Source organism: Lentzea sp. NPDC036955, from assembly GCF_055608005.1.
Genome location: NZ_JBVJRC010000007.1, coordinates 560,324 through 579,825 on the forward strand (window position 1 = coordinate 560,324; position 19,502 = coordinate 579,825).

A 19,502-nucleotide genomic window follows, 5' to 3' on the forward strand; every position below is an offset into this window, starting at 1 on the left:
GTTTCTACCGGAACACGAAGAACGTCAGCGCCGCACCGCCCGCCGCGAGCAGGAGTGCGAGGAAACCGGCCACCAGCGGGTGGCGGAACCAGCTGCGGTTGTAGTCCAGCGCGGCTCGGCCGGGGCCGGCGAACAGGGCCGCGAACGCCATGCCCGCGAGCGCCAGCTCCAGCTCCACGCCGTTGGGGCCGAAGAAGCCGCCCTTGTACTTCAGCGCGATGACGTTGGCCATCACCGCGAGCAGGCCCGCCGCCGCGAGCGGGGTGAAGAGGCCGAGGACCAGCAGGCCGCCGCCCGCCAGTTCCGTGACGCCGGTGACCCAGGCGAGGACGACCGGCTCGCGGTAGCCCATCTTCTCCAGCGACTGCGCGAAGCCGGTGATGCCGGGGCCGCCGAAGAGGCCGAAGACCTTCTGCAGGCCGTGCAGCACGAAGATGCCGCCGAGCACGGCGCGCAGGCCCAGCAGGCCGAGGTCGGGACCGGCGGTCCAGCCGAACTTCTTGCGCCGGTCGTCGAACGGGTCGTCGCCGGCACCGCCGTTGTCCACAGTGGACCTTTCCAGCGGGGTGTAGGCCGTGGTGTCGAATGCCTTCGTCGTGGAGTCGTACGGCGAAGTGCCCTCGCCGACCCCGGTGGTGCCGTCGTCGAAGTGGTGCACTCCCCCTCCGCTGCCCGAGTAGAACGAGTCGTCGGAGAAAGCGCTCGGACTGCCCGAGCCTTTGTCGTGAGTAGCCACGCCCGCACGCTAGGAGACAGGGCAAGCCCGCGCGAGAGCCGAACGGCAGCCGAACTTCACCCCGATGGAGCAGCGGGAGGGCTAGTAGCTGCCCCGGACGAGGTTGCGCGGTTGCTCCCCCGCGGCGAACCGGGAGAGTTCGGCCGCGACCACGGCGTACGCGCGCTGCATGCTCCCGGTGCAGCTCCCGGCCACGTGCGGGGTCAGCAGCAGGCCGGGTGCGGTCCACAGTGGATGATCGGCGGGCAGTGGTTCGGGATCGGTCACGTCCAGGGCCGCGCGCAGCCGCCCGGAGCTCAGCTCGGCGAGCAGCGCGCCGGTGTCCACGACCGGGCCGCGGGCGCCGTTGACCAGGATCGCGTGGTCCTTCATCGCGGCCAGGAACTTCGCGTCGACCAGGTGCCTGGTCTCCTCGGTCATCGGCGTGAAGATCACGACGGCGTCGAACTCGGGCAGCAGCCCCGGCAGCTCGTCGATGCCGTGCACGCCCTCGCGGGCCGTGCGGCCGACCATCGTGGCGGTCGCGTCGAACGGTTCCAGCCTGCGGCGCAGCTGCTCGCCCAGGTCTCCGGCGCCGACGATCAGGACCTTCTTGTCCTGCAACGTGTCCGTGGGGTGGAAGTCCCAGCGGCCCTCGGCCCTGGCCCGGTCGAAGACGAGGAGGTCCCGGTAGATCGCGAGCAGCGCGCCGATCGCCCACTCGGCCGTACTGCCACCGTGGGCGCCGCGGCAGGTGGAGAGCAGCACCCCGTCCGGAATCCGTCCGACGAAGTTCTCCGCTCCCGCGCTCAGCAGCTGCACCAGCTCCAGGGCCGGCAGCTGCTCGAACACCTCGCGCGGGTCGGTGCCGGCGAGGAACTTCGGCACCAGGACCCTGGCGGTCGCGGCCTCGGCGGGCAACGGCTCGCCCGGCGTGTAGCGGACCGGCCGGACACCGTCCACCCGGGACAGCGCCTGGACTCCGAAGTCATCTGGCACCAGCACAGTGAGCGTCACCCCTGCAAAGTACGTCAGAATGTCGGTCATGCGGGAGCACGACGTCCTCTCCTGGGACGGCACGAAGATCCGGGCCTGGCGACCGGGCGGCGACGGACCGCCGGTGCTGCTGTGCCCCGGCGTCGGCTCGGGGCCGGAGTCGTGGCCGTCGCTGGCCGGTCGCGGTGGTCTCACCAGCTGGTACATGCGCGGCACGATGGGCTCTGACCGCCCGGTCGACGAGCGCAACATCGGGCTGGACGACCACGTGTCGGACGCGCTCGCGGTGCTGGACGACGCGGGTGTCGAGCGGTGCGTGGTCATGGGCTGGTCGATGGGCGTGACGATCGCCGCCGAGCTCGCGCTGCGCCACCCCGAGCGGGTCGCGGGCCTGCTGCTCGTGGCGGGTGCGCCGGGTGACTCGTTCGACGCGATGCTGCCGATGGTGCCGAAGTCCGTGCGCAGGCTGGTCGGTCTCACCGGCACGCGGCTGCTGCGGCAGGCGGGGCCGGTGCTGGACGAGGTGCTGCACCGGGTGCCGGTGACGGACCTGACGACGTCCCTGCTGCGGTACACCGGCGTGGTCAAGCCGAGCAGCGACCCGAAGGCCGTGACGCACGCCGTCGGCCGGTTCCTGCAGCACGACTGGCGCTGGTACTTCACGCTGGCGCTCGCGCTGGGCGCGGCACCGCGGCAGGACCTCGGCTCGATCGTGTGCCCGGTCACACTGCTGGCGGGCAGGGACGACGTGCTGGCGACCACGGAGAGCATGGCGGCACCGGCCGGTGCGCTGCCGCAGGCGCGGCTGAGGGTGCTGCCGTGCAGCCACTACCTGCCGCTGGAGGCGCCCGAGGTGGTGAGCGAGGAGCTGGACCTGCTGCTGGAACGGGTCGAGGCGGTCGACTTCGCCACTTCCGAGGTGTTCACCCCAGGCTCACGGTCGCGCACCTAGCCTGGTCCCGTGGTTCGTTCCGTTGCGTTGTTGGCCGCCGCCTGCCTGCTGGCAGGGGGCTGTGCGAGCTTTCCCGACGAGCCGCCGCCCACGAGCTGGAGCGCGCAACCGCAGCTGACGCCGCAGGCGGGCCCGCGACCGGAGCTGCCGGGCGAGTTCCGGCCCGCGCCCGGTCAGAACGGCCAGAACCCGACGCCGCAGAGCGTGCCGCCGCCGCAGGGCTGCAAGGACTTCAACCCCGGCGTGATCGCCACCTGCCTGAACACGGTCACCGGCGTGGCGCCGATCGGCGGCGACTCCAACGGTGGCGTGGCGGCCTACGCGACCGAACGCGGCGGCCGGCTGCTGAAGGTCACGAAGGACGCCGACCCCGTCCTCGTCGCACAGGTCGACGTGGACGCCTCCTCCGACGGCGGCCTGTCCGGGCTCGCGATCTCGGCGACGTTCGCCGAGGACCAGCTCGCCTACGTGTACGTGACGACCGCCACGGACAACCGGGTGCTGCGGATCGCACCGGGCGACGCGCCCAAGCCGATCCTGACCGGCATCCCGAAGGGCCCGACCGGCAACCGCGGTGCCATCGCGAGCGACCGCACCGGCTCGCTGCTGGTCGCGACCGGCGACGCGGGCAACCCGGCACTGGCAGCCGACCCGAACTCGCTGGCCGGCAAGGTCCTGCGCATCGACGGTTCCGGCAAGGCCGCCCAGGGCAACCCGGCGGCGGGCTCCGCGGTGATCGCGTCCGGTCTGCGGCTGCCCGGCGGCCTGTGCGTCTCCGGCGACACATCGAAGATCTGGGTGACCGACTGGGCCGCGACCGGCGACGTGGTCTACCGCGTCACGGCGGGCAAGCCGCTGGGCGACCCGGCGTGGCGGTGGACCGACCGGCCCGGCGTCCTGGGCTGCGCGTCGCTGTCGGACGTGCTGTGGGTGTCGACGTCGAAGGTGGCGGGCTTCCAGAACCTGCCGATGAACGCCGCCGGCGCCATCACCGGGAAGCCGGAGCCGGCCATGCAGGAGAACGGCTACGGCCTGCTCGGCCCGATGGAGCTGCTGAACGACTCCGCGGCACTGGTCGGCACGGTGAACAAGGCCGGTGGCCAGCCGGTGTCGTCCGACGACCGGGTCGCGTTGATCACGCGCCAGGGCCCGCCCGGCGGCACGAAGGACTGAGCGCCGCCCCTGTTCCTCAGGTCACGCGGTTGAGGTGGAAGCTGTTCTCCCGCGTCCCGGCGCATGTGGCCCTTGTGACACAACGGCCCGCGCATCGGCGAGAGCCGACAGGCGGGCCGTTGGCACGGACCCCGGCTCCCAGCCTCACCCCCTGGGGGGCTGCGACGACCGGGTCCGTTCCCCTCGGTCGAGGGGGTAAGGGTGGCACAGAACCCGCCGGAGCTGCGAGAAAAGTTCACCAACCACAGCCGCCAACCGGGTACAAGTCACAGCTGACCAGCGCGTTCGACAGCACGTGACCGGGACAACCACCCGATCGGCCTAGCCGGACCCCAGGCAGAGGAACGGCCGGCGGAACGGGTCCTTCGCCATCGCCTCCGCCAGCGCCACGGCCGGCGCCGCCCCGGCGAGCAGCGCCCGGTGGTAGTCCGCCATCGCCGCCGCGCTCGCCTCGTCCCCGACCTTGCTGGCCGCCGCGACCACGGTCCGGGTGCCGCCCGCGAGCATCGCCCCGGCGAACCCGAGGGCCTCGTCACCGGGCCTGATCCGGTTCAACGCGAGCGAACACGCCGACAGCACCACCTGCGCCGGCGGCCTGCGCAGCCGCCCCAGCTCGTGCGCGAACAACGGCCCGTCGAACAGCTCCAGCCGGGAGAACAACGCGTTCTCGTTCTCGTGCTCCCCGTGCGCCGCGACGTGCACCAGGTCCGCGCCGTCGAGGTGCGCGAGCACCTCCCCCGCGGTCGCCCGGTCCCCCGCGAGCACGGTCGCCTTCTCGTGCTGCGCCCCCAGCCGATCCAGCTCGCCGTCCGCGAACTGCAACCCCGGACCCCGCACCAGCAGCACCCGGTCGGACCTCGGCTCGACGGCCTGCGTGGCGGCGAGCCAGGCCGTGGCCGACGGTGCCGTGGTGACCGGTCTGCCGTGCAGGCTCGGCAGCACACCCCACGGCACCGCGTAGAGCGACCCGGTCGGCACCATGACCAGCTCGCGCTCACCGATGAGGTGGGCCAGCGGCTTGATCAGCAACGTGTCCAGCGCATCCGCCTGCTTGCGCGCCGACGCCCCGATGACCTGCACCAACGGTGGCGGCAGGTGGTCAGGCGCCAGCGCGTTGAGGTCGAAGTGCAGCTTCTGCGCCCCTTCCAGGGCGGGTTCGGCGACCCCCAGGCGCACCATCCGCACCCGGCCGCCCACGAGCACAACGGCGACCATCTCACCGTTGGACACCACGAAGCTGACCATCGCCCGCTCACCCAGCTCGGCGAACACCTCGCCGACCGTCGCCATCGGACGCGTGCGCCCCCAGCGCTGCGCGTGCCACCCGAGCCGGTTCGCCTCCCGCTGCGCCTTCGCGATCTCCGCCCGCAGCCTGGTGGTCGGCCGCCCGTCGAGACCGGCGCGCATCAGCTCCCGGCCCAGCCCCCGCACCTCGGCGATGCGGTCGGCCAGCTCGGGGTTCTCGACGAGCTCCAGCGGTTCGTAGCGGTAAGTCTGCGCACGGGTGCGTTCGATCCACAGGAACACCTGGCGGGCGTTGTTGCTCTCCAGGGCGAGCCGGATCGCCAGCTCCCGCAGCTCACGGCCGTGGACCGCGGTGGCGGACACCAGCTCCAGCCCGCCCAGCTGGTCACGGACCAGGCCGAGCTCGTCGAGCCCCTTGCGCGCGTGCAGCAACGCGGTCCGGCGGTCGCCCTTGGCCAGCGCCAGTTCGGCGAGCACGAGCCGGCGCTGCATCCGGTGGTCGATCGGTGTGACGGCCCTCGGCCTGGGCAGCTGCCGCAGCAGCACCTCGCCCTCGGCGAGCCTTCCCCTGCGGACCTCCAGCCGCACGGCGAGCACCTTCGCGAGCCACGCCTCGTCGAGCAGGTGGTTGGCCTCCAGCTGCGACGACAGCGACAACGCCTTCTGCACCAACGCGTTCGTCACGCGCTTGACCTGCATGGCGTGCGCCCACAGCTCGATCAGCGCGGCCATCATCGACCAGGTGCTGCCGCGCTTCTCCAGCTTGCGCATGGACGCCTTGGCCATCCGGCGGGCGAGGTCGAACTGGTCGTCCAGCAACGCGGCCGACGCCCGGTACATCTCGACCTCGGCGATGTCCTGGCTGACCTTTCCCTGGCGCAGCACCGGCAACGCCTCGTCGAGCATCCGGCCGACGTCGTCGGACATCCCGACCATCAGCATCGCTTCCGCGTGCAGGAGCTGGACAGCGGCGAGCACCGAGGGCTGTTCGGCCGCGCGGAAGATCCGTTCGGCTTCCTCGTAGCGCCGCAGCGCCTCGATCAGGTCGCCGCTCTGCTTGTAGGTGTTGGCCAGTGCCACCACTGTGTAGGGGTAGATCGTGTCCAGGTTGTGCTCACGGCTGAGGACGGCGACCCGTTCGAGGTCGGCGACGGCGAGCTCGCGCCGGCGGATGGCGGCGTTCGCCAGCGCCCGGCTGGTCAGACTGGTCGCGAGCCAGTGCATCCACTCCGCGGTCATCCGCTCGGGTGAGGTCCGCAGGGCGTTCTCGGCGAAGCCGATGAACGGCTCGTACCACTGGACCGCCTGCTCCGGCTGTCCCAGGCGCATGATCAGGATGCCCTGGTTGTAGTCCGCGTTCCCCTTGAGGAGGGTGCGCAGCCACGGGTCGGCCACCAGTTCGATCTCGCGGCGGGCCTGGTCGAACAGCTCGACGGCGGTGTCGAGGCCGCTCGTCTCGCCGAGGCACCGGCCGAGGTTGTAGAGGATGCGGGCGCGCAGGTCCGTCCGCTCCGGACTGTCCTGGGCGCGATCGGCGTGCGCGAGTGCACGCTTGAGGTGTCGGCTGGCGGGCAGGAACCGGAACTTCGCCTGCTCCGCCCATCCCCGCATGTACAACTCGCGCGCTGTGTCCAAGGCACGAGCGGGCATGTGATCATCACACCACATTCGCCCGAATGGCGCTGTCCTCCAACCAGGCGCAGAGCCCGGTTGAAGGACAGCGCGGAGCGTGACTAGCTCGCCACTTCTTCCTTCGGAGCGTTGTCCGGGTGGTTCGGGCAGTTCGCCTCGTGCTCCACCGGGCCCTCGGTCACCAGCTTGTGGCCACCCATGACGGGCCATCCCGGAGGCGGCGGGCCGCAGCACTGCGGCACCATCGGCGGGTCTTCCACCTTCGTGGGGTTCTTGTGCTCGTCCGAACCGTCGAGCAAGTCCTTGACCTTGTCGACGATGTCGCCCAAGAACCCTTCACGCTGCGTCGTCATGAGGTTTCCCCCCTCGTTTGGACTATTACGCTCCATCCCCCCAGATGGATGCACGGAGAGAGTGGCACACACGGCTACGGGTATACGTCTCATTTAGCTAACAGCCACTCGGACGGCCTAAGATCACAAAGGGTCACCTGCACGAACAGGTGACCCTTTGTGATCTGTCCATCTATTGCGTATCTACCGAGCGCTGCCGCCCTCGTGCCGTTCTGAACGCAGCGTCACAACCTCAGCTGCACCGGGCGATGATGATCTCGCGCACGCGTGCCGCGTCGGCCTGGCCCTTGGTGGCCTTCATGACCGCGCCGACGATCGCACCGGCGGCCTGGACCTTGCCGTCGCGGATCTTCTGCGCCACGTCCGGCTGAGCCGCGAGGGCCTCGTCGACGGCCTTCTCCAGCGCCGAGTCGTCCGAGACGACCTTGAGGCCGCGCTTCTCGACGACCTCGTCCGGGGAGCCTTCGCCCTCCAGCACGCCGTTGACGGCCTCGCGGGCGAGCTTGTTGGTCAGCGCGCCCGTGTTGACCAGCTCGATCACGCGCGCCACGTCGGCGGGCGTGATGGGCAGGCCGGCCAGCTCGACGCCGCGGGTGTTGGCCTGCTGCGCGAGGTAGGACACCCACCAGGAGCGGGCCTCGTCCGGCTTGGCGCCGGCGACGACGGTGGCCTCGATGAGGTCCAGCGCACCGGCGTTGACCAGGTCGCGGAGGACCTCGTCGGTGAGGTTCCAGTCCTTCTGGATGCGCGCGCGGCGCTCCCAGGGCAGCTCCGGCAGGGTGCCGCGAAGCTCCTCGACCCACTCGCGCGACGGCGCGATCGGGACCAGGTCGGGCTCCGGGAAGTAGCGGTAGTCCTCCGCCGTCTCCTTCTTGCGGCCCGGCGAGGTGCTACCGGAGGACTCGTCGAAGTGACGGGTCTCCTGGGTCACCTCACCGCCGGACGCGAGCACCGCGGCCTGGCGCGTCATCTCGAAGCGGACGGCGCGCTCGACGCTGCGCAGCGAGTTGACGTTCTTGGTCTCGGTGCGGGTGCCCAGCGCGCCGGTGGTCTTCGGCGACAGGGACACGTTCGCGTCGCAGCGCAGCGAGCCCTGGTCCATGCGGACGTCGGACACGTCGAGCGCCTTGAGCAGGTCGCGCAGCGCGGTGACGTACGCGCGGGCCACCTCGGGGGCGCGGCGGCCGGTGCCCGGGATCATCTTCGTGACGATCTCGATCAGCGGCACGCCGGCGCGGTTGTAGTCGAGCAGCGAGTGCTCGGCGCCGTGGATGCGACCGGTGGCGCCGCCGACGTGCAGCGACTTGCCGGTGTCCTCCTCCATGTGCGCGCGCTCGATCTCGACGCGGATGACCTCGCCGTCGTCGAGCGTCACGTCGAGCCAGCCGTTGAAGGCGATCGGCTCGTCGTACTGCGACGTCTGGAAGTTCTTCGGCATGTCCGGGTAGAAGTAGTTCTTCCGGGCGAACCGGCACCACTCGGCGATCTCGCAGTTCAGCGCGAGGCCGATGCGCATCGCCGACTCGATCGCCTTGGCGTTCACCACCGGCAGCGCGCCCGGCAGACCGAGGCACGTCGGGCAGGTGTTGGTGTTCGGCTCGCCGCCGAAGACGTTGGCGCAGCCGCAGAACATCTTCGTGTTGGTGTGCAGCTCGACGTGCACTTCCAGGCCCAGGACGGGGTCGTACTTCTCGACGACCTCGTCGTAGTCCATCAGCTCAACGAGAGAGGTCATGCCAGCTCGTCCTTCCGCAGAGCGCGTGCCGCGAGCGCCGCACCGGTGACCGCCACGACGATGCTGGCGACCGCGTTGGCCAGCATCAGCTTGTCGTTCTTCGCGCGGGCGTTGCGGAAGCCGGAGAACGCTCCCACCGCACCCGCGACGGCACCGGCGAGACCCAGCAGGCCCCTTGCCTTCTTGATGTTCACAGCGACGGCCCTCCAAACGCGCCGCGCGCCAGCTCGTACGCGGCGGCCACGCGGTACATGCGGTGGTCCTGCAACGCCGGCGCCATGAGCTGCAGACCGACCGGCAGACCGTCCTCATCGGACAGACCGCTCGGCACGCTCATCGCCGGCGTGCCCGCGAGGTTCGCGGGGATGGTGCAGAGGTCGGCCTTGTACATGGCCATCGGGTCGTCCGCGCGCTCACCGATCTTGAACGCCGTGGTCGGCGTGGTCGGGGAGATCAGGACGTCGAAGTTCTCGAACGCCTTCGCGAAGTCCTGCGTGATCAGCGTGCGGACCTTCTGCGCCGAGCCGTAGTAGGCGTCGTAGTAGCCCGACGACAGCGCGTACGTGCCGATCATGATGCGGCGCTTGACCTCGGGGCCGAAGCCGGCCTCGCGGGTCAGCGACATGACCTCCTCGGTGCTGCGCGTGCCGTCGTCGCCGACGCGCAGGCCGTAGCGCATGGCGTCGAACCGGGCGAGGTTCGACGAGCACTCGCTCGGCGCGATGAGGTAGTAGGCGGGCAGCGCGTAGTCGAAGCTCGGGCACGACACGTCCGAGACCTCCGCGCCGAGCTCCTTGAGCTGCGACACGGCGGCCTCGAAGCTGCGCAGCACGCCCTGCTGGTAGCCCTCGCCGCTGAACTGCGTGACGACGCCGATGCGCAGGCCCGACAGGTCACCGGACAGGCCCTCGCGGGCCGCGGCGACCACCGGCGGCACCGGCGCGTTGATGGACGTGGAGTCCATGTGGTCGTAGCCGGCGATGACCTCGTGCAGCAGCGCGGCGTCGAGCACCGTGCGCGCACACGGACCGGCCTGGTCCAGCGACGACGAGAACGCGACGAGGCCGTAGCGGGACACGCCGCCGTAGGTCGGCTTCACGCCCACGGTGCCGGTGACCGCGCCGGGCTGGCGGATCGAGCCACCGGTGTCGGTGCCGATCGCGAGCGGCGCCTGGAACGCGGCGAGCGACGCCGAGGAGCCACCGCCGGAACCACCGGGGATGCGGTCGAGGTCCCACGGGTTGTGCGTGGGGCCGTACGCCGAGTTCTCGGTCGACGAACCCATGGCGAACTCGTCCATGTTCGTCTTGCCGAGGATGACGACGCCGGCTTCCTTGAGCTTGCGCGTCACCGTCGCGTCGTACGGCGGCAGCCAGCCTTCGAGGATCTTCGAGCCGACCGTGGTCGGAATCCCCTCGGTGGTCATGACGTCCTTGAGCGCGAGCGGCACACCGGCGAGCGGCGAGACGGTCTTGCCCGCCTTGACGTCCTCGTCGACCTTGCGGGCCTGCGCGAGCGCGCCCTCGGTGTCGACGTGCAGGAAGGCGTTGACCTTCCCGTCGGTCTCGGCGATGCGGTCCAGGTGGGCCTGCGTGACCTCGACCGAGGAGACCTCGCCGCTGTGGATCTTCGCGGCGAGCTCGGCCGCGGTGGCGTGGATCAGGTCGTTGGTCATGCTTCCTCACCCAGGATGCGGGGCACGCGGAACCGGCCGTCCTCGGCGTCAGGAGCGCCAGAAAGCGCCTGCTGCTGACCGAGGCTCGGACGGACCACGTCCTCGCGGAAGACGTTGGTCAGCGGAACGGCGTGCGACGTCGGCGGGATGTCGGCCGTGGCGATGTCGCCCACCGTGGCCACCGACTGGAGGATCACGTCGAGCTGGCCTGCGAAGAGGTCGAGCTCTTCGTCGGTGACGGCCAGCCTGGCGAGCTTCGCCAGGTGCGCGACCTCGTCGCGGGAGATGCTGGGCACTCCTGTCAACCCCCGTAGGGTCGGGATTCGAATCGGGAACCCCGTGAGTCTATGGGCTGGTCAGCAGCGTCTTCGAACGGGTTGCCGAGCGACCGCTCAACTTAACCGTTCCGCAACGCGGACAGCAGGTCATGCGTTGAGGATGCGTCTGCGAGAATCACCGACCGGCAACGGCGCGGGACGCGGGGTCCCGCGCACGAGCTATGGAGGCGTTCACCTTGTCGTTCCTGATCCGGGTCCAGCTCCCGGACCGTCCCGGCACCCTCGGCGCGGTCGCAACGGCACTGGGGGAGATCGGGGCGGACATACTCAGCGTGGACGTCGTGGAGCGCGGCTCCGGTCTCGCGATCGACGACCTCGTGGTGGAGCTGCCGTCGGGGCGCCTGCCGGACACGCTGATCACCGCGGCCGAGTCCGTCGAGGGCGTCGAGGTCGACGCCGTGCGGCCGTACGCGGGCATCCTCGACACCCACCGCGAGCTGGAGCTCGTGGAGGAGATCGCCGAGGAGCCGCACAAGGGCCTCGAGGTCTTCACCGAGGGCGTCCCGAAGATCATCCGCGCCGGCTGGGCCGTCGTGGTCGGCCCGGAGGGCACCGGCATCAACCGGCTGACGTCGTCGTCGGCGGCGCCCGAGACCCGGATGGCGAACGTGCCGTGGTTCCCGCTGGAGCGCGCGACCGTGCTCGACGGCGAGGAGGAGTGGGTGCCGGAGACCTGGCGCGAGCTGGGCACGGAGCTGGCCGCCACGCCGCTGGGCAAGCCGGACCGGGTGCTGGTCGTCGGCCGTCCCGGTGGTCCCATGTTCCGCGCGGCCGAGGTGGCGCGCCTCGCGCACCTGGCCGGCATCGTCGCGGTCGTGCTGCCGGACTGAGCCGCTACTGCGGCGCCTTGGTCCGCAGCGTCCTCCTGGCCAGGGCGATCAGCTCGACGTTGTTCCTGGCCGGGCGCCCGTCGGGCAGCGCGAGCGTGTCCGCGAGACCCATGCGGGTGCTGTGCTCCAGCCTGCCCGCGCGGTCGAGCACCGGCCACGCCTCGTCGTCCACGCCGTGCAGCAGGATCGGCCGCTGGAGCGGTTCGAGCAGGGCCAGCAGCTCCCCGGCGTTCGCACGGGTCGCGGTGACGCGCAGCCGGGCGACCCGGTCGACGGTCGTGAGCAGCCGCGCGGCGCCCACGCCGTCGACGACCAGCTCGACGGCGACGTTGACGTTGTGCAACGCCTCCACGACCTCCTGCCAGCCCGGCCGGCCGACCCGCACCGAGGCGATGTCCGGCCGCCCGGTCGCGAGCGGCGCCCAGCTGCCGATCACCGCGGCCCGCGGCCCGTCCACGTCGGTCGACACCCCGATCTCGATGCCGGGCACCGCCGCCCTGACCGTGGCGATGGTGGTGGCCACCTCGGGCCCGACGAGCGTGAGCGCGCCGATGACGTCCCTCGGGTGGATGTGCACGGACGTGACACCGAGCGCGGCGACGTCGGCGGCGTCCTCGGCCAGGCGCTCGGGGGTCAACGGCAGGGCCGGGTGCTCCTGCGCGGTGCGGGAGCCGTTCAGACAGGCTTGCAGCACAGGTCAACGGTCCCACACAACGCCGGTCACCGCGTTGCGCCGATGGGTGCCGTCCCGGGGTGGTGCTCGCCCGGCGGAAACGCCGGAGGCGCCCCAGAATCTGCCGTGGTCGAACCCTTTCCGCAGACGGAGGTGACGGATCATGGCAATCACGGTCGACCTCGACATGCTCCTCGACAAGGCCTGCGAGAACCTGCCGCTGTCCGAGATCCTCGACGCGCCCGTCGACGCGTTGCAGGGCGTGAGCGCGGGGGACGCGGAGAAGCTGAAGGCCGCCTTCAACATCAAGACCGTGCGCGACCTGGGCACGAACAAGTACTTCCGCGCCGCCGTCACGTTGCTCGACCTGGAGACGACGGCCCGGTAGGGCTGCGGGTGGTGGGCGTCCTGGCCGCCTCGGCGAGTGTGCGGGCGGTCGCCTCGGCGGCCGTGCGCTCGCTCACCGGCCGCTCTCGGCGGGGTGGGGTGGACTGATCGCGATCATGTTGATCCTCGCTGCGGTCACCCGGTTGGATGACCCCCGTGTCGACGACCCTCACCACCGAGCTGCTGTTGCACCGCGCGGGCACCAAGTCGTACTGGCGTGGTCTGACCTACCGCGATGCCGTGCGCGCGTTGCGGGTGCACAGCAGGCACGTGACGGCGCTCGTGCGGGGCAGCGAGGACGCGCTGTACTCGGTGGAGCTGTCGTGGGCGCAGACGCACCTGGCGGGCACGTGCACCTGCCCGCACGGGTCCGAGGGGTTCTTCTGCAAGCACTGCGTGGCCGTGGGGCTGGTGTTGCTGGAGCGCGGGGAGACCGTGCCGCCGCCGGACGCGGAGGACGTGGAGCTGCGCGACCGGCTGAGATCGCTGTCGCCGGACGCGTTGCGGGAGCTGTTGTACGAGCAGGCGGCCGCGGACCTGGCGTTGCGGTCGCGGATCATGAAGGCGAAGAAGGACGTGGAGCGGGCGCCGGGTCAGCCGGTGGCGTAGCGCTTGCCGGGCACGTCTACCCCGTGCAGGTCACCGTCTGGGGTTCGGGCAGCAGGCCGCAGGCCTCGGAGTGCTCGACCGCCACGCCGGCGAGCACCCAGTCGCCGTTCTCGCGCCGCACGGTCAGGTGGTGGAGCAGGCCGTAGCCGGTGGCCGGCACGGTGCCAGGGCGGTCGAAGTGCAGCTCGCCGGCCTCCCGCACGTGCGCCACCACCAGGTCGCGGTGCTGCACGTCGAAGCGGGTCACCTCGGTCCGCACCACCGCGGACCGGTAGCGGGTGCGCCGGTGCGACCACGAAGTGCGCGCGGCCGCCAACTCCTCCTCGTGCGTGCGCAGCTCGGCGGCCAGCGCCGGGGTGAGCGGGACGCCGAATCCGGGTGTCTGCGGGCCGGTCGTCACCTTCCGGGCGCGGTTCTCCAGGTAGCGCTGGGCCAGCGCGGCGATCCCGGCCCGGTCGTGGCCGGGCAGCTCCAGCGGAGTGGCCGAGGCCGCGGTGGTCAGGGTCGTCAGCACGGCCAGTGCGAGCAGCGGTGCGGCTCTCATCGTTCGCGAACCCCCATTCGCGGTCGGTCACCGGTGGACGCGTGCGCGGGGCACCGGGTTGTGCTCAGAGCGGCAGGACGTAGGCGAGGAGCTTCAGGCCCGGCAACGGGGACCAGTCGCGGTCCGGCAGCCGGGTGAACCCGAGCCGCTCGTACAGGCGGTGCGCCGCCAGCATCTTCTCCGACGACGACAGCACCACCCGCTCGGCGCCCAGGGTGCGGGCGCGGTCCAGCACCGCCCGCACCAGGGCCTCGCCCACACCGCGGCCGCGCGCCGCGGCGGCCACGGACAGCATGCGGAACTCGGTCTCGCCCGGTTCGGAGATCTCCGCGAACGGGCTGCCGGGCAGCACCACGGTGACCGAGCCCAGCACCTCGCCGCCGGAGGGGTCCACCGCGACCAGCAGCTCGGCGTCGCGGGACCGGGCCGCCGCGTCGGCGAGGTGCGCGACGTAGTCGTCGCCCTCGTCGACGAAGCCGTCGGCCTGGTAGGCCTCGACGGTGAGCGCGCCCACGACGGGCAGGTCGGCCGCGGTGGCCGGGCGGATGAGCAGCTGGGTCATCAAGCCTCCTCTTCGGGGTTGACGGCGACCTCCCGCGCGGCGTCGGGTCCGGAGTCGAGCAGCACCCGGAAACCGGACTCGTCGAGCACCGGCACCTTCAGGGAGACGGCCTTGTCGTACTTCGATCCTGGCGAGTCGCCGACCACGACGAAAGAGGTCTTCTTCGACACCGACCCGGCCGCCTTGCCGCCGCGGGCGAGGATCGCCTCCTTCGCCGAGTCGCGGGAGAACTCCGCCAGCGACCCGGTGACCACGATGGACAGCCCCTCCAGGTTGCGGGCGATGGACTCGTCGCGCTCGTCCTCCATCCGCACGCCCGCGGCCGCCCAGCGGCGCACGACCTCCTGGCGCCACCCGGTCTCCCGCCACTCCACGACGGCGGCGGCGATGGTCGGGCCCACGCCCTCGGCGCCGGCCAGCACCTCCTCGTCCGCGGCGACGATCGCGGCCATCGACCCGAACTCCTGTGCCAGCGCGCGGGCCGCGGTCGGGCCGACGTGGCGGATCGACAGCGCGACCAGCACCCTCCACAGCGGACGCGACTTCGCCGCCTCCAGGTTGTCGAGCAGCTTCACCGCGTTCGCGGACAGCTCGCCCTTGACCGTGACGAACCGCTCGACCTGCCGCAGCGACTCGGCGTCGAGGTCGAACAGGTCGGCCTCGTTGGTGTAGGCGGTCGACTCGGTGATCGCCGCGGCGGCCTCGTACCCGAGCACCTCGACGTCGAGCGCCGCGCGGGAGGCGAGGTGGGCGAGCCGTTCGCGCAGCTGGCCGGGGCACGTCCGGGCGTTGGGACAGCGGATGTCGACGTCGCCCTCCTTCATCGGGCGCAGCTCGGCGTTGCACTCGGGGCAGCGGGCCGGCATCACGAACTCGCGCGCGTCGGCGGGGCGCGCGGCCAGCACCGGGCCGAGCACCTCCGGGATCACGTCGCCGGCCTTGCGGATGACGATCCGGTCGCCGATCAGCACGCCCTTGCGCTTGACCTCCGACGCGTTGTGCAGCGTGGCGCGCGCGACCGTCGAGCCGGCCACCTTCACCGGTTCCATCACCGCGAACGGCGTGACGCGGCCGGTGCGCCCGACCTGGACCTGGATGTCCAGCAGCGTCGTCGTGGCCTCCTCCGGCGGGTACTTGTACGCGATCGCCCACCGCGGGGCCCGTGACGTGGTGCCCAGGCGGCGTTGCAGCGCGACCTCGTCGACCTTCACCACCACGCCGTCGATCTCGTGGACCGCGTCGTGCCGGTGCTCGCCCCAGTGCTCGACGTGCTCGGCCACCTGCGCCGGGTCGGTCAGGACCCTGGTGTGCGGGGAGACCGGCAGGCCCCACGCCCCCAACGCCTCGTAGGCGAGCGACTGCCGGTCGGCCGAGAAGCCCTCGGTCTTGCCGATGCCGTGGCAGATCATCCGCAGCCGGCGCGACGCGGTGACCTTGGGGTCCTTCTGCCGCAACGACCCCGCCGCGGTGTTGCGCGGGTTCGCGAACGGCGGCTTGCCCTGCTCGACCAGCGCGGCGTTGAGCGCCAGGAAGTCCTCGACCGCGAAGAACACCTCGCCGCGGACCTCCACCAGGTCCGGCACCGGGTACTCGTCCGTGCCCCGCAGGGTCTGCGGCACGTCCGCGATGGTGCGGACGTTCAGCGTGACGTCCTCACCGGTGCGGCCGTCGCCCCTCGTCAGCGCGCGGGTGAGCTTGCCCTTCTCGTAGAGCAGGTTGATCGCGAGACCGTCGATCTTCAGCTCGCACAGGAAGTGCGTGCCCGCGCCCGTCTCCCGCTCGACGCGCTTGAACCACTCGGCCAGCTCGTCCTGCGCGAACACGTTGTCCAGGCTGAGCATCCGCTCCAGGTGGTCGACCGCGCGGAACTCCGTGGAGAACGTGCCGCCGACCCGCTGCGTGGGCGAGTCCGGAGTGGCCAGACCGGGGTGCTCGGCTTCGAGCGCCTCCAGCTCCTTCAGCAGCGCGTCGAACTCACCGTCGGTGACGATCGGGTCGTCCAGCACGTAGTAGCGGAACTGGTGCGAGCGCACCTCTTCCGCGAGCACGGCGTGCCGTTCGCGGATCTCGGCCGGAACGTCTTCAAGGCTCTCGCTGGTCACGTCCGCAAGCTTAGTGACCAGGTCCGACAATTCCGGAGGGCTCAGCCGCCGGACGCACCGGCGAGTGTCCGGACGAGTGAACGGAGCTCCAGCAGGCTGATCGTGCCCTCCGGTTCCAGCTGGGCCGTCTCGACGCGGCGCAGCCGCTCCCCCGCCAGCCGCTCGCCGAGAGTGACGTCCAGCGGCAGGAACGTCATCGTCTGCCGCTGGTGGTCGGAGAGGTCCTTCAGCGCCGGGTGGTACACGGCGACGTCGACGACCTCGCCGTCGACCTGCGCCACGATCCGGAAGTCGCCGAGCCGCATCCGCACCTCACCGAGGTTGACCACGACCTCGGTCGGGTCGGGCACCGGCGGCACCGAGTCGTGGAACTCCCACACCATGTCCGAGGGCGGCGCGGCGGCGATCCACGCGTCGGTGTACGGGCGCAGCCGCGGGTCCTCCTGGCCGGTGACCACCAGCGCGTACATCGCCAGGTGGCCCTGTTCGAGGCTGAACACGAGGTCCGGGTGCAGTCCCTCGACCAGCGCGCGCAGGTCGTCCTCGACGCGGTGCGGTTCGCCGTCGCCCAGCGCCGCGCTCACCACCGGCACCAGCTCGAACCACTGCTCCCAGAACCGCTGGGCGGCCTCCCCGGCGTTCGGCAGGTGGGCTGGCGCGACCTCTTCGGCCTTGCGACGGCGGAACCACTTCATGATTCTCAAGCGTAGAGCTTGCGCCCCTCGGCCAGCATGCCGACGAACTGCGCGATGCGGCGCTGCCGGGTCTCCTGCCGCTTGGCGTCGTGCACGCGCAGCAGGATCGCGTACCGGTTCTGGCTGTTGAGGGTCTCGAAGAACGCGGCGGCCTCCGGGTTGGCGTCGAGCGCCGCCCTGAGGTCGGCCGGCACCTCGATCGTCGCGGGTCCCGCGTAGGCGGCCTCCCAGCGGCCGTCCGCCTTGGCCTTCTCGACCTCGGCCAGCCCGGCCGGCAGCATCCGCCCTGCTGCGACGAGCTCCTCGACCTTGCCGCAGTTGCGCTTGGACCACTTGCTGCGCGGCTTGCGCGGTGTCCAGCGCTGCGAGTAGTACGTGTCGTCGACCGACCGCACCAGCCCGTCGATCCACCCGTGGCACAGCGCGACGTCCAGCGCCTCGTCGTAGGTGATCGTCCGCAGCCCGGACCCCTTCTTGGCGTACTTGATCCACAACTCGGTCTCGGTGGCGCCGTTGTCGTGCAGCCACCGGTCGAACTCGTCCGGACCTTCGAAGATGATCAACGCACCCTCCCCTCGGCACTCCCCGCGTCCCCGAATTATGAGTGGCGTCGCGCGCGTTGTCCGGACAAAGTGCGCGTCATGCTGATCCGCCGGGAAACGCCCGCAGACATCGACGCCATCCGCGACGTCACGAACCTCGCGTTCAAGAACGGCCCCGAGGCACCGCTGATCGACTGGTTGCGCGCCGACCCCGGCTGGATACCGGAGCTGTCGCTGGTCGCGGACGGCGTGCTCGGTCACGTCGTGTGCACCCGCGGGTACGTCGGCGACACGCCCGCGCTCGGGCTGGGGCCGATCGCGGTGCACCCTGATCACCAGCGTTCCGGCATCGGGAAGGCGTTGGTGCACGCGGTGCTCGGGGCGGCGGAGGCCCGCGGCGAGAAGGCCGTGATCTTGCTCGGCGATCCGCGCTACTACTCGCGGTTCGGCTTCCGGCCGGCCGCGGAGTTCGGCATCACGCCGCCGGTCGCCGAGTGGGCGCCGCACTTCCAGGCCCGGTTGTTCGCGCCGGTGGAGCCGGGTCCGTTCCGGTACGCGGAGCCGTTCAACCGACTTTGAGCACGGTCCCGTCGGCCTTGCGCGCGTAGACCGCACCGTCGGGCAGCGCGGCCACGGTGTCGATGAAACGGCCGTCACCCAACGGTTCCCACGTGGGTCCGAGGCGGTGCACGCGGCCGTCGAGCAACGTGTGGGCGGCGATCGTCCCGTCCGGACGGAGCACGACCTCGGGGCTGCCGGTGAGCCCGCCGGCGATCTCCCGCCACACGCCGGCCGTGTGCGCCATCAACGCGCTGCCGGACCGCACGTACACCGTGACGGACCCGTCCGGGTGCACGACCGCCGACGGCTTGCCCGCCGCGAACCCGGCCGTGCTCAACGGAATCGATCCCGTCTGGCCCCCCTCCGGGGGGTCCGAAGCCCCCACTCCCATTGTCGCAGGGAGGTCTGACAGTTTCGCGACGCTGCCGTCGGCCAGGACCGCGAACACCGCCACCGAACCGTCGGGGAGCAGCACGGCTTCGGGGTCGCCCGCCACGCCGGACGCGAGCGGGCGCCAGGTGCCGTTCAGCACCATGACCTCGCCGCGGACCGTGCGCGCGTAGACCAGCTTCCCGGCCACCGAAGGGCGCCCGACGAAGTCCGCGGTCGTGCTCAGCTGCTGCGGCCCCGCCCAGACGTCGCCGTCGTCGACCACGTACACGACGTCGGTCACCTCGGGCCCGCCCTGCCACGCCTGCCGCAGCATCGAGGTGGCCCGGTCCACCGCCAGGTCGTAGCGCTCCGGGCAGCACGACCGCTGCACCGCGTCGGCCAGCAACCCCGGCGTGAGGTCCGGCCGGTCCAGCCGCACGGCGGCCTCGAAGAACCGCGTCGCCGCGTAGGTGACGTCCATGATCTGCTCCGGAGTGCCCCAGCCCATCGAGGGGCGCTGCTGGAACACGCCCAGTGAGTCGGCGTCACCGCAGTCGAGGTTGTGCATGTGCGACTCGACCCAGCCGGCCTCGAAGCCCGCGAGCATCACCTTGTCGCTGACCCGCAGCGCGAGACCGGCCGCGTGCACCTCGCGGACGACCTCCGGGTCGTGCACCGCGGGCACCCTGCACTCGGTGTTCAACGGCAGTGCGTGAGCGGGAACGCCCACGAGGAGCAGCACGACGACCAGCGCGAGCCTGAGCACAGTCCGAATTGGACACCCAGGCCCGCGCCGCCGCCACTCAGCCGT

At 71.4% G+C, this 19,502-nt stretch carries 21 protein-coding genes; 6 read left to right on the forward strand and 15 right to left on the reverse strand.

Features of this window, described 5'->3' with window-relative positions; genetic code table 11:
• Nucleotides 1-4: 4 nt before the first annotated feature.
• Together ACZ7CF_RS26395 and ACZ7CF_RS26400 are read right to left on the reverse strand one after the other, a co-directional pair.
• Entirely contained in the window at nt 5-736 is a 732-nt protein-coding gene (locus tag ACZ7CF_RS26395) for a DoxX family protein (RefSeq protein WP_458430563.1), read from the reverse strand.
• An 81-nt stretch (nt 737-817) separates the two neighbouring features.
• Nucleotides 818-1,732 carry a 2-hydroxyacid dehydrogenase gene (locus ACZ7CF_RS26400; RefSeq protein ID WP_470370813.1) on the reverse strand — a complete coding sequence of 305 codons (915 nt, stop codon included), beginning with the start codon at nt 1,730-1,732 and terminating at the stop codon, nt 818-820.
• A gap of 28 nt (nt 1,733-1,760) precedes the next feature.
• Between ACZ7CF_RS26400 and ACZ7CF_RS26405 the strand changes: the two genes are divergently transcribed.
• Together ACZ7CF_RS26405 and ACZ7CF_RS26410 are read left to right on the forward strand one after the other, a co-directional pair.
• The gene (locus tag ACZ7CF_RS26405; RefSeq protein WP_360391265.1) at nt 1,761-2,663 is read left to right on the forward strand and encodes an alpha/beta fold hydrolase; all 903 of its coding nucleotides are present in this window, start codon (nt 1,761-1,763) and stop codon (nt 2,661-2,663) included.
• Between the two features lie 9 nt (nt 2,664-2,672).
• On the forward strand, nt 2,673-3,836 hold the full coding sequence (locus tag ACZ7CF_RS26410; RefSeq protein ID WP_360391268.1) for a PQQ-dependent sugar dehydrogenase: 1,164 nt from the start codon (nt 2,673-2,675) through the stop codon (nt 3,834-3,836).
• A gap of 321 nt (nt 3,837-4,157) precedes the next feature.
• Here the strand turns inward: ACZ7CF_RS26410 and ACZ7CF_RS26415 are convergent, their stop codons facing one another.
• The 6 genes from ACZ7CF_RS26415 to gatC all read right to left on the reverse strand — a co-directional run bounded on the left by ACZ7CF_RS26415 (nt 4,158) and on the right by gatC (nt 10,772).
• Nucleotides 4,158-6,692 carry a CHAT domain-containing protein gene (locus ACZ7CF_RS26415; RefSeq protein ID WP_470370814.1) on the reverse strand — a complete coding sequence of 845 codons (2,535 nt, stop codon included), beginning with the start codon at nt 6,690-6,692 and terminating at the stop codon, nt 4,158-4,160.
• A 122-nt stretch (nt 6,693-6,814) separates the two neighbouring features.
• Nucleotides 6,815-7,066 (reverse strand): hypothetical protein, encoded by a 252-nt coding sequence (locus ACZ7CF_RS26420; RefSeq protein WP_360391274.1) that lies wholly within the window; start codon nt 7,064-7,066, stop codon nt 6,815-6,817.
• A 232-nt stretch (nt 7,067-7,298) separates the two neighbouring features.
• Nucleotides 7,299-8,801, reverse strand: a complete 1,503-nt coding sequence (gatB, locus tag ACZ7CF_RS26425) for an Asp-tRNA(Asn)/Glu-tRNA(Gln) amidotransferase subunit GatB (protein WP_470370815.1) — start codon at nt 8,799-8,801, stop codon at nt 7,299-7,301.
• The gene (locus tag ACZ7CF_RS26430; protein WP_245733102.1) at nt 8,798-8,995 is read right to left on the reverse strand and encodes a hypothetical protein; all 198 of its coding nucleotides are present in this window, start codon (nt 8,993-8,995) and stop codon (nt 8,798-8,800) included. Before ACZ7CF_RS26430 ends, gatB begins: the two co-directional genes overlap by 4 nt.
• On the reverse strand, nt 8,992-10,476 hold the full coding sequence (gatA, locus tag ACZ7CF_RS26435; RefSeq protein WP_360391279.1) for an Asp-tRNA(Asn)/Glu-tRNA(Gln) amidotransferase subunit GatA: 1,485 nt from the start codon (nt 10,474-10,476) through the stop codon (nt 8,992-8,994). The genes ACZ7CF_RS26430 and gatA overlap by 4 nt, the downstream gene beginning before the upstream one ends.
• The gene (gene gatC / locus ACZ7CF_RS26440) at nt 10,473-10,772 is read right to left on the reverse strand and encodes an Asp-tRNA(Asn)/Glu-tRNA(Gln) amidotransferase subunit GatC (RefSeq protein ID WP_360391282.1); all 300 of its coding nucleotides are present in this window, start codon (nt 10,770-10,772) and stop codon (nt 10,473-10,475) included. Before gatC ends, gatA begins: the two co-directional genes overlap by 4 nt.
• Before the next feature lie 218 nt (nt 10,773-10,990).
• Here gatC and ACZ7CF_RS26445 point away from each other — a divergent pair, with 218 nt between their 5' ends.
• On the forward strand, nt 10,991-11,644 hold the full coding sequence (locus ACZ7CF_RS26445; RefSeq protein ID WP_360391517.1) for an ACT domain-containing protein: 654 nt from the start codon (nt 10,991-10,993) through the stop codon (nt 11,642-11,644).
• Nucleotides 11,645-11,648: 4 nt separating this feature from the next.
• Here the strand turns inward: ACZ7CF_RS26445 and ACZ7CF_RS26450 are convergent, their stop codons facing one another.
• Nucleotides 11,649-12,338 carry a 3-keto-5-aminohexanoate cleavage protein gene (locus ACZ7CF_RS26450; RefSeq protein ID WP_360391285.1) on the reverse strand — a complete coding sequence of 230 codons (690 nt, stop codon included), beginning with the start codon at nt 12,336-12,338 and terminating at the stop codon, nt 11,649-11,651.
• A 142-nt stretch (nt 12,339-12,480) separates the two neighbouring features.
• Between ACZ7CF_RS26450 and ACZ7CF_RS26455 the strand changes: the two genes are divergently transcribed.
• Nucleotides 12,481-12,705: a hypothetical protein gene (locus tag ACZ7CF_RS26455; RefSeq protein WP_470370816.1), complete on the forward strand. Its 225-nt coding sequence runs from the start codon at nt 12,481-12,483 to the stop codon at nt 12,703-12,705.
• A 155-nt stretch (nt 12,706-12,860) separates the two neighbouring features.
• Complete coding sequence (locus ACZ7CF_RS26460) at nt 12,861-13,313, forward strand: SWIM zinc finger family protein (RefSeq protein WP_360391294.1); 453 nt, start codon at nt 12,861-12,863, stop codon at nt 13,311-13,313.
• Between the two features lie 16 nt (nt 13,314-13,329).
• Here the strand turns inward: ACZ7CF_RS26460 and ACZ7CF_RS26465 are convergent, their stop codons facing one another.
• From ACZ7CF_RS26465 to ACZ7CF_RS26485, 5 genes are all read right to left on the reverse strand, one after another.
• On the reverse strand, nt 13,330-13,857 hold the full coding sequence (locus tag ACZ7CF_RS26465; RefSeq protein WP_470370817.1) for a hypothetical protein: 528 nt from the start codon (nt 13,855-13,857) through the stop codon (nt 13,330-13,332).
• A gap of 64 nt (nt 13,858-13,921) precedes the next feature.
• Entirely contained in the window at nt 13,922-14,419 is a 498-nt protein-coding gene (locus ACZ7CF_RS26470; protein WP_470370818.1) for a GNAT family N-acetyltransferase, read from the reverse strand.
• Nucleotides 14,419-16,521 carry an NAD-dependent DNA ligase LigA gene (ligA, locus tag ACZ7CF_RS26475; protein ID WP_470370819.1) on the reverse strand — a complete coding sequence of 701 codons (2,103 nt, stop codon included), beginning with the start codon at nt 16,519-16,521 and terminating at the stop codon, nt 14,419-14,421. The genes ACZ7CF_RS26470 and ligA overlap by 1 nt, the downstream gene beginning before the upstream one ends.
• Before the next feature lie 41 nt (nt 16,522-16,562).
• Nucleotides 16,563-17,216 carry a hypothetical protein gene (locus tag ACZ7CF_RS26480; protein WP_360391303.1) on the reverse strand — a complete coding sequence of 218 codons (654 nt, stop codon included), beginning with the start codon at nt 17,214-17,216 and terminating at the stop codon, nt 16,563-16,565.
• Between the two features lie 5 nt (nt 17,217-17,221).
• Complete coding sequence (locus ACZ7CF_RS26485; protein WP_470370820.1) at nt 17,222-17,779, reverse strand: YdeI/OmpD-associated family protein; 558 nt, start codon at nt 17,777-17,779, stop codon at nt 17,222-17,224.
• Between the two features lie 78 nt (nt 17,780-17,857).
• Between ACZ7CF_RS26485 and ACZ7CF_RS26490 the strand changes: the two genes are divergently transcribed.
• On the forward strand, nt 17,858-18,337 hold the full coding sequence (locus ACZ7CF_RS26490) for a GNAT family N-acetyltransferase (RefSeq protein ID WP_360391309.1): 480 nt from the start codon (nt 17,858-17,860) through the stop codon (nt 18,335-18,337).
• Here the strand turns inward: ACZ7CF_RS26490 and ACZ7CF_RS26495 are convergent.
• Nucleotides 18,324-19,457: a PLL family lectin gene (locus ACZ7CF_RS26495; protein WP_470370821.1), complete on the reverse strand. Its 1,134-nt coding sequence runs from the start codon at nt 19,455-19,457 to the stop codon at nt 18,324-18,326. The genes ACZ7CF_RS26490 and ACZ7CF_RS26495 overlap by 14 nt on opposite strands.
• Nucleotides 19,458-19,502 lie beyond the last annotated feature (45 nt).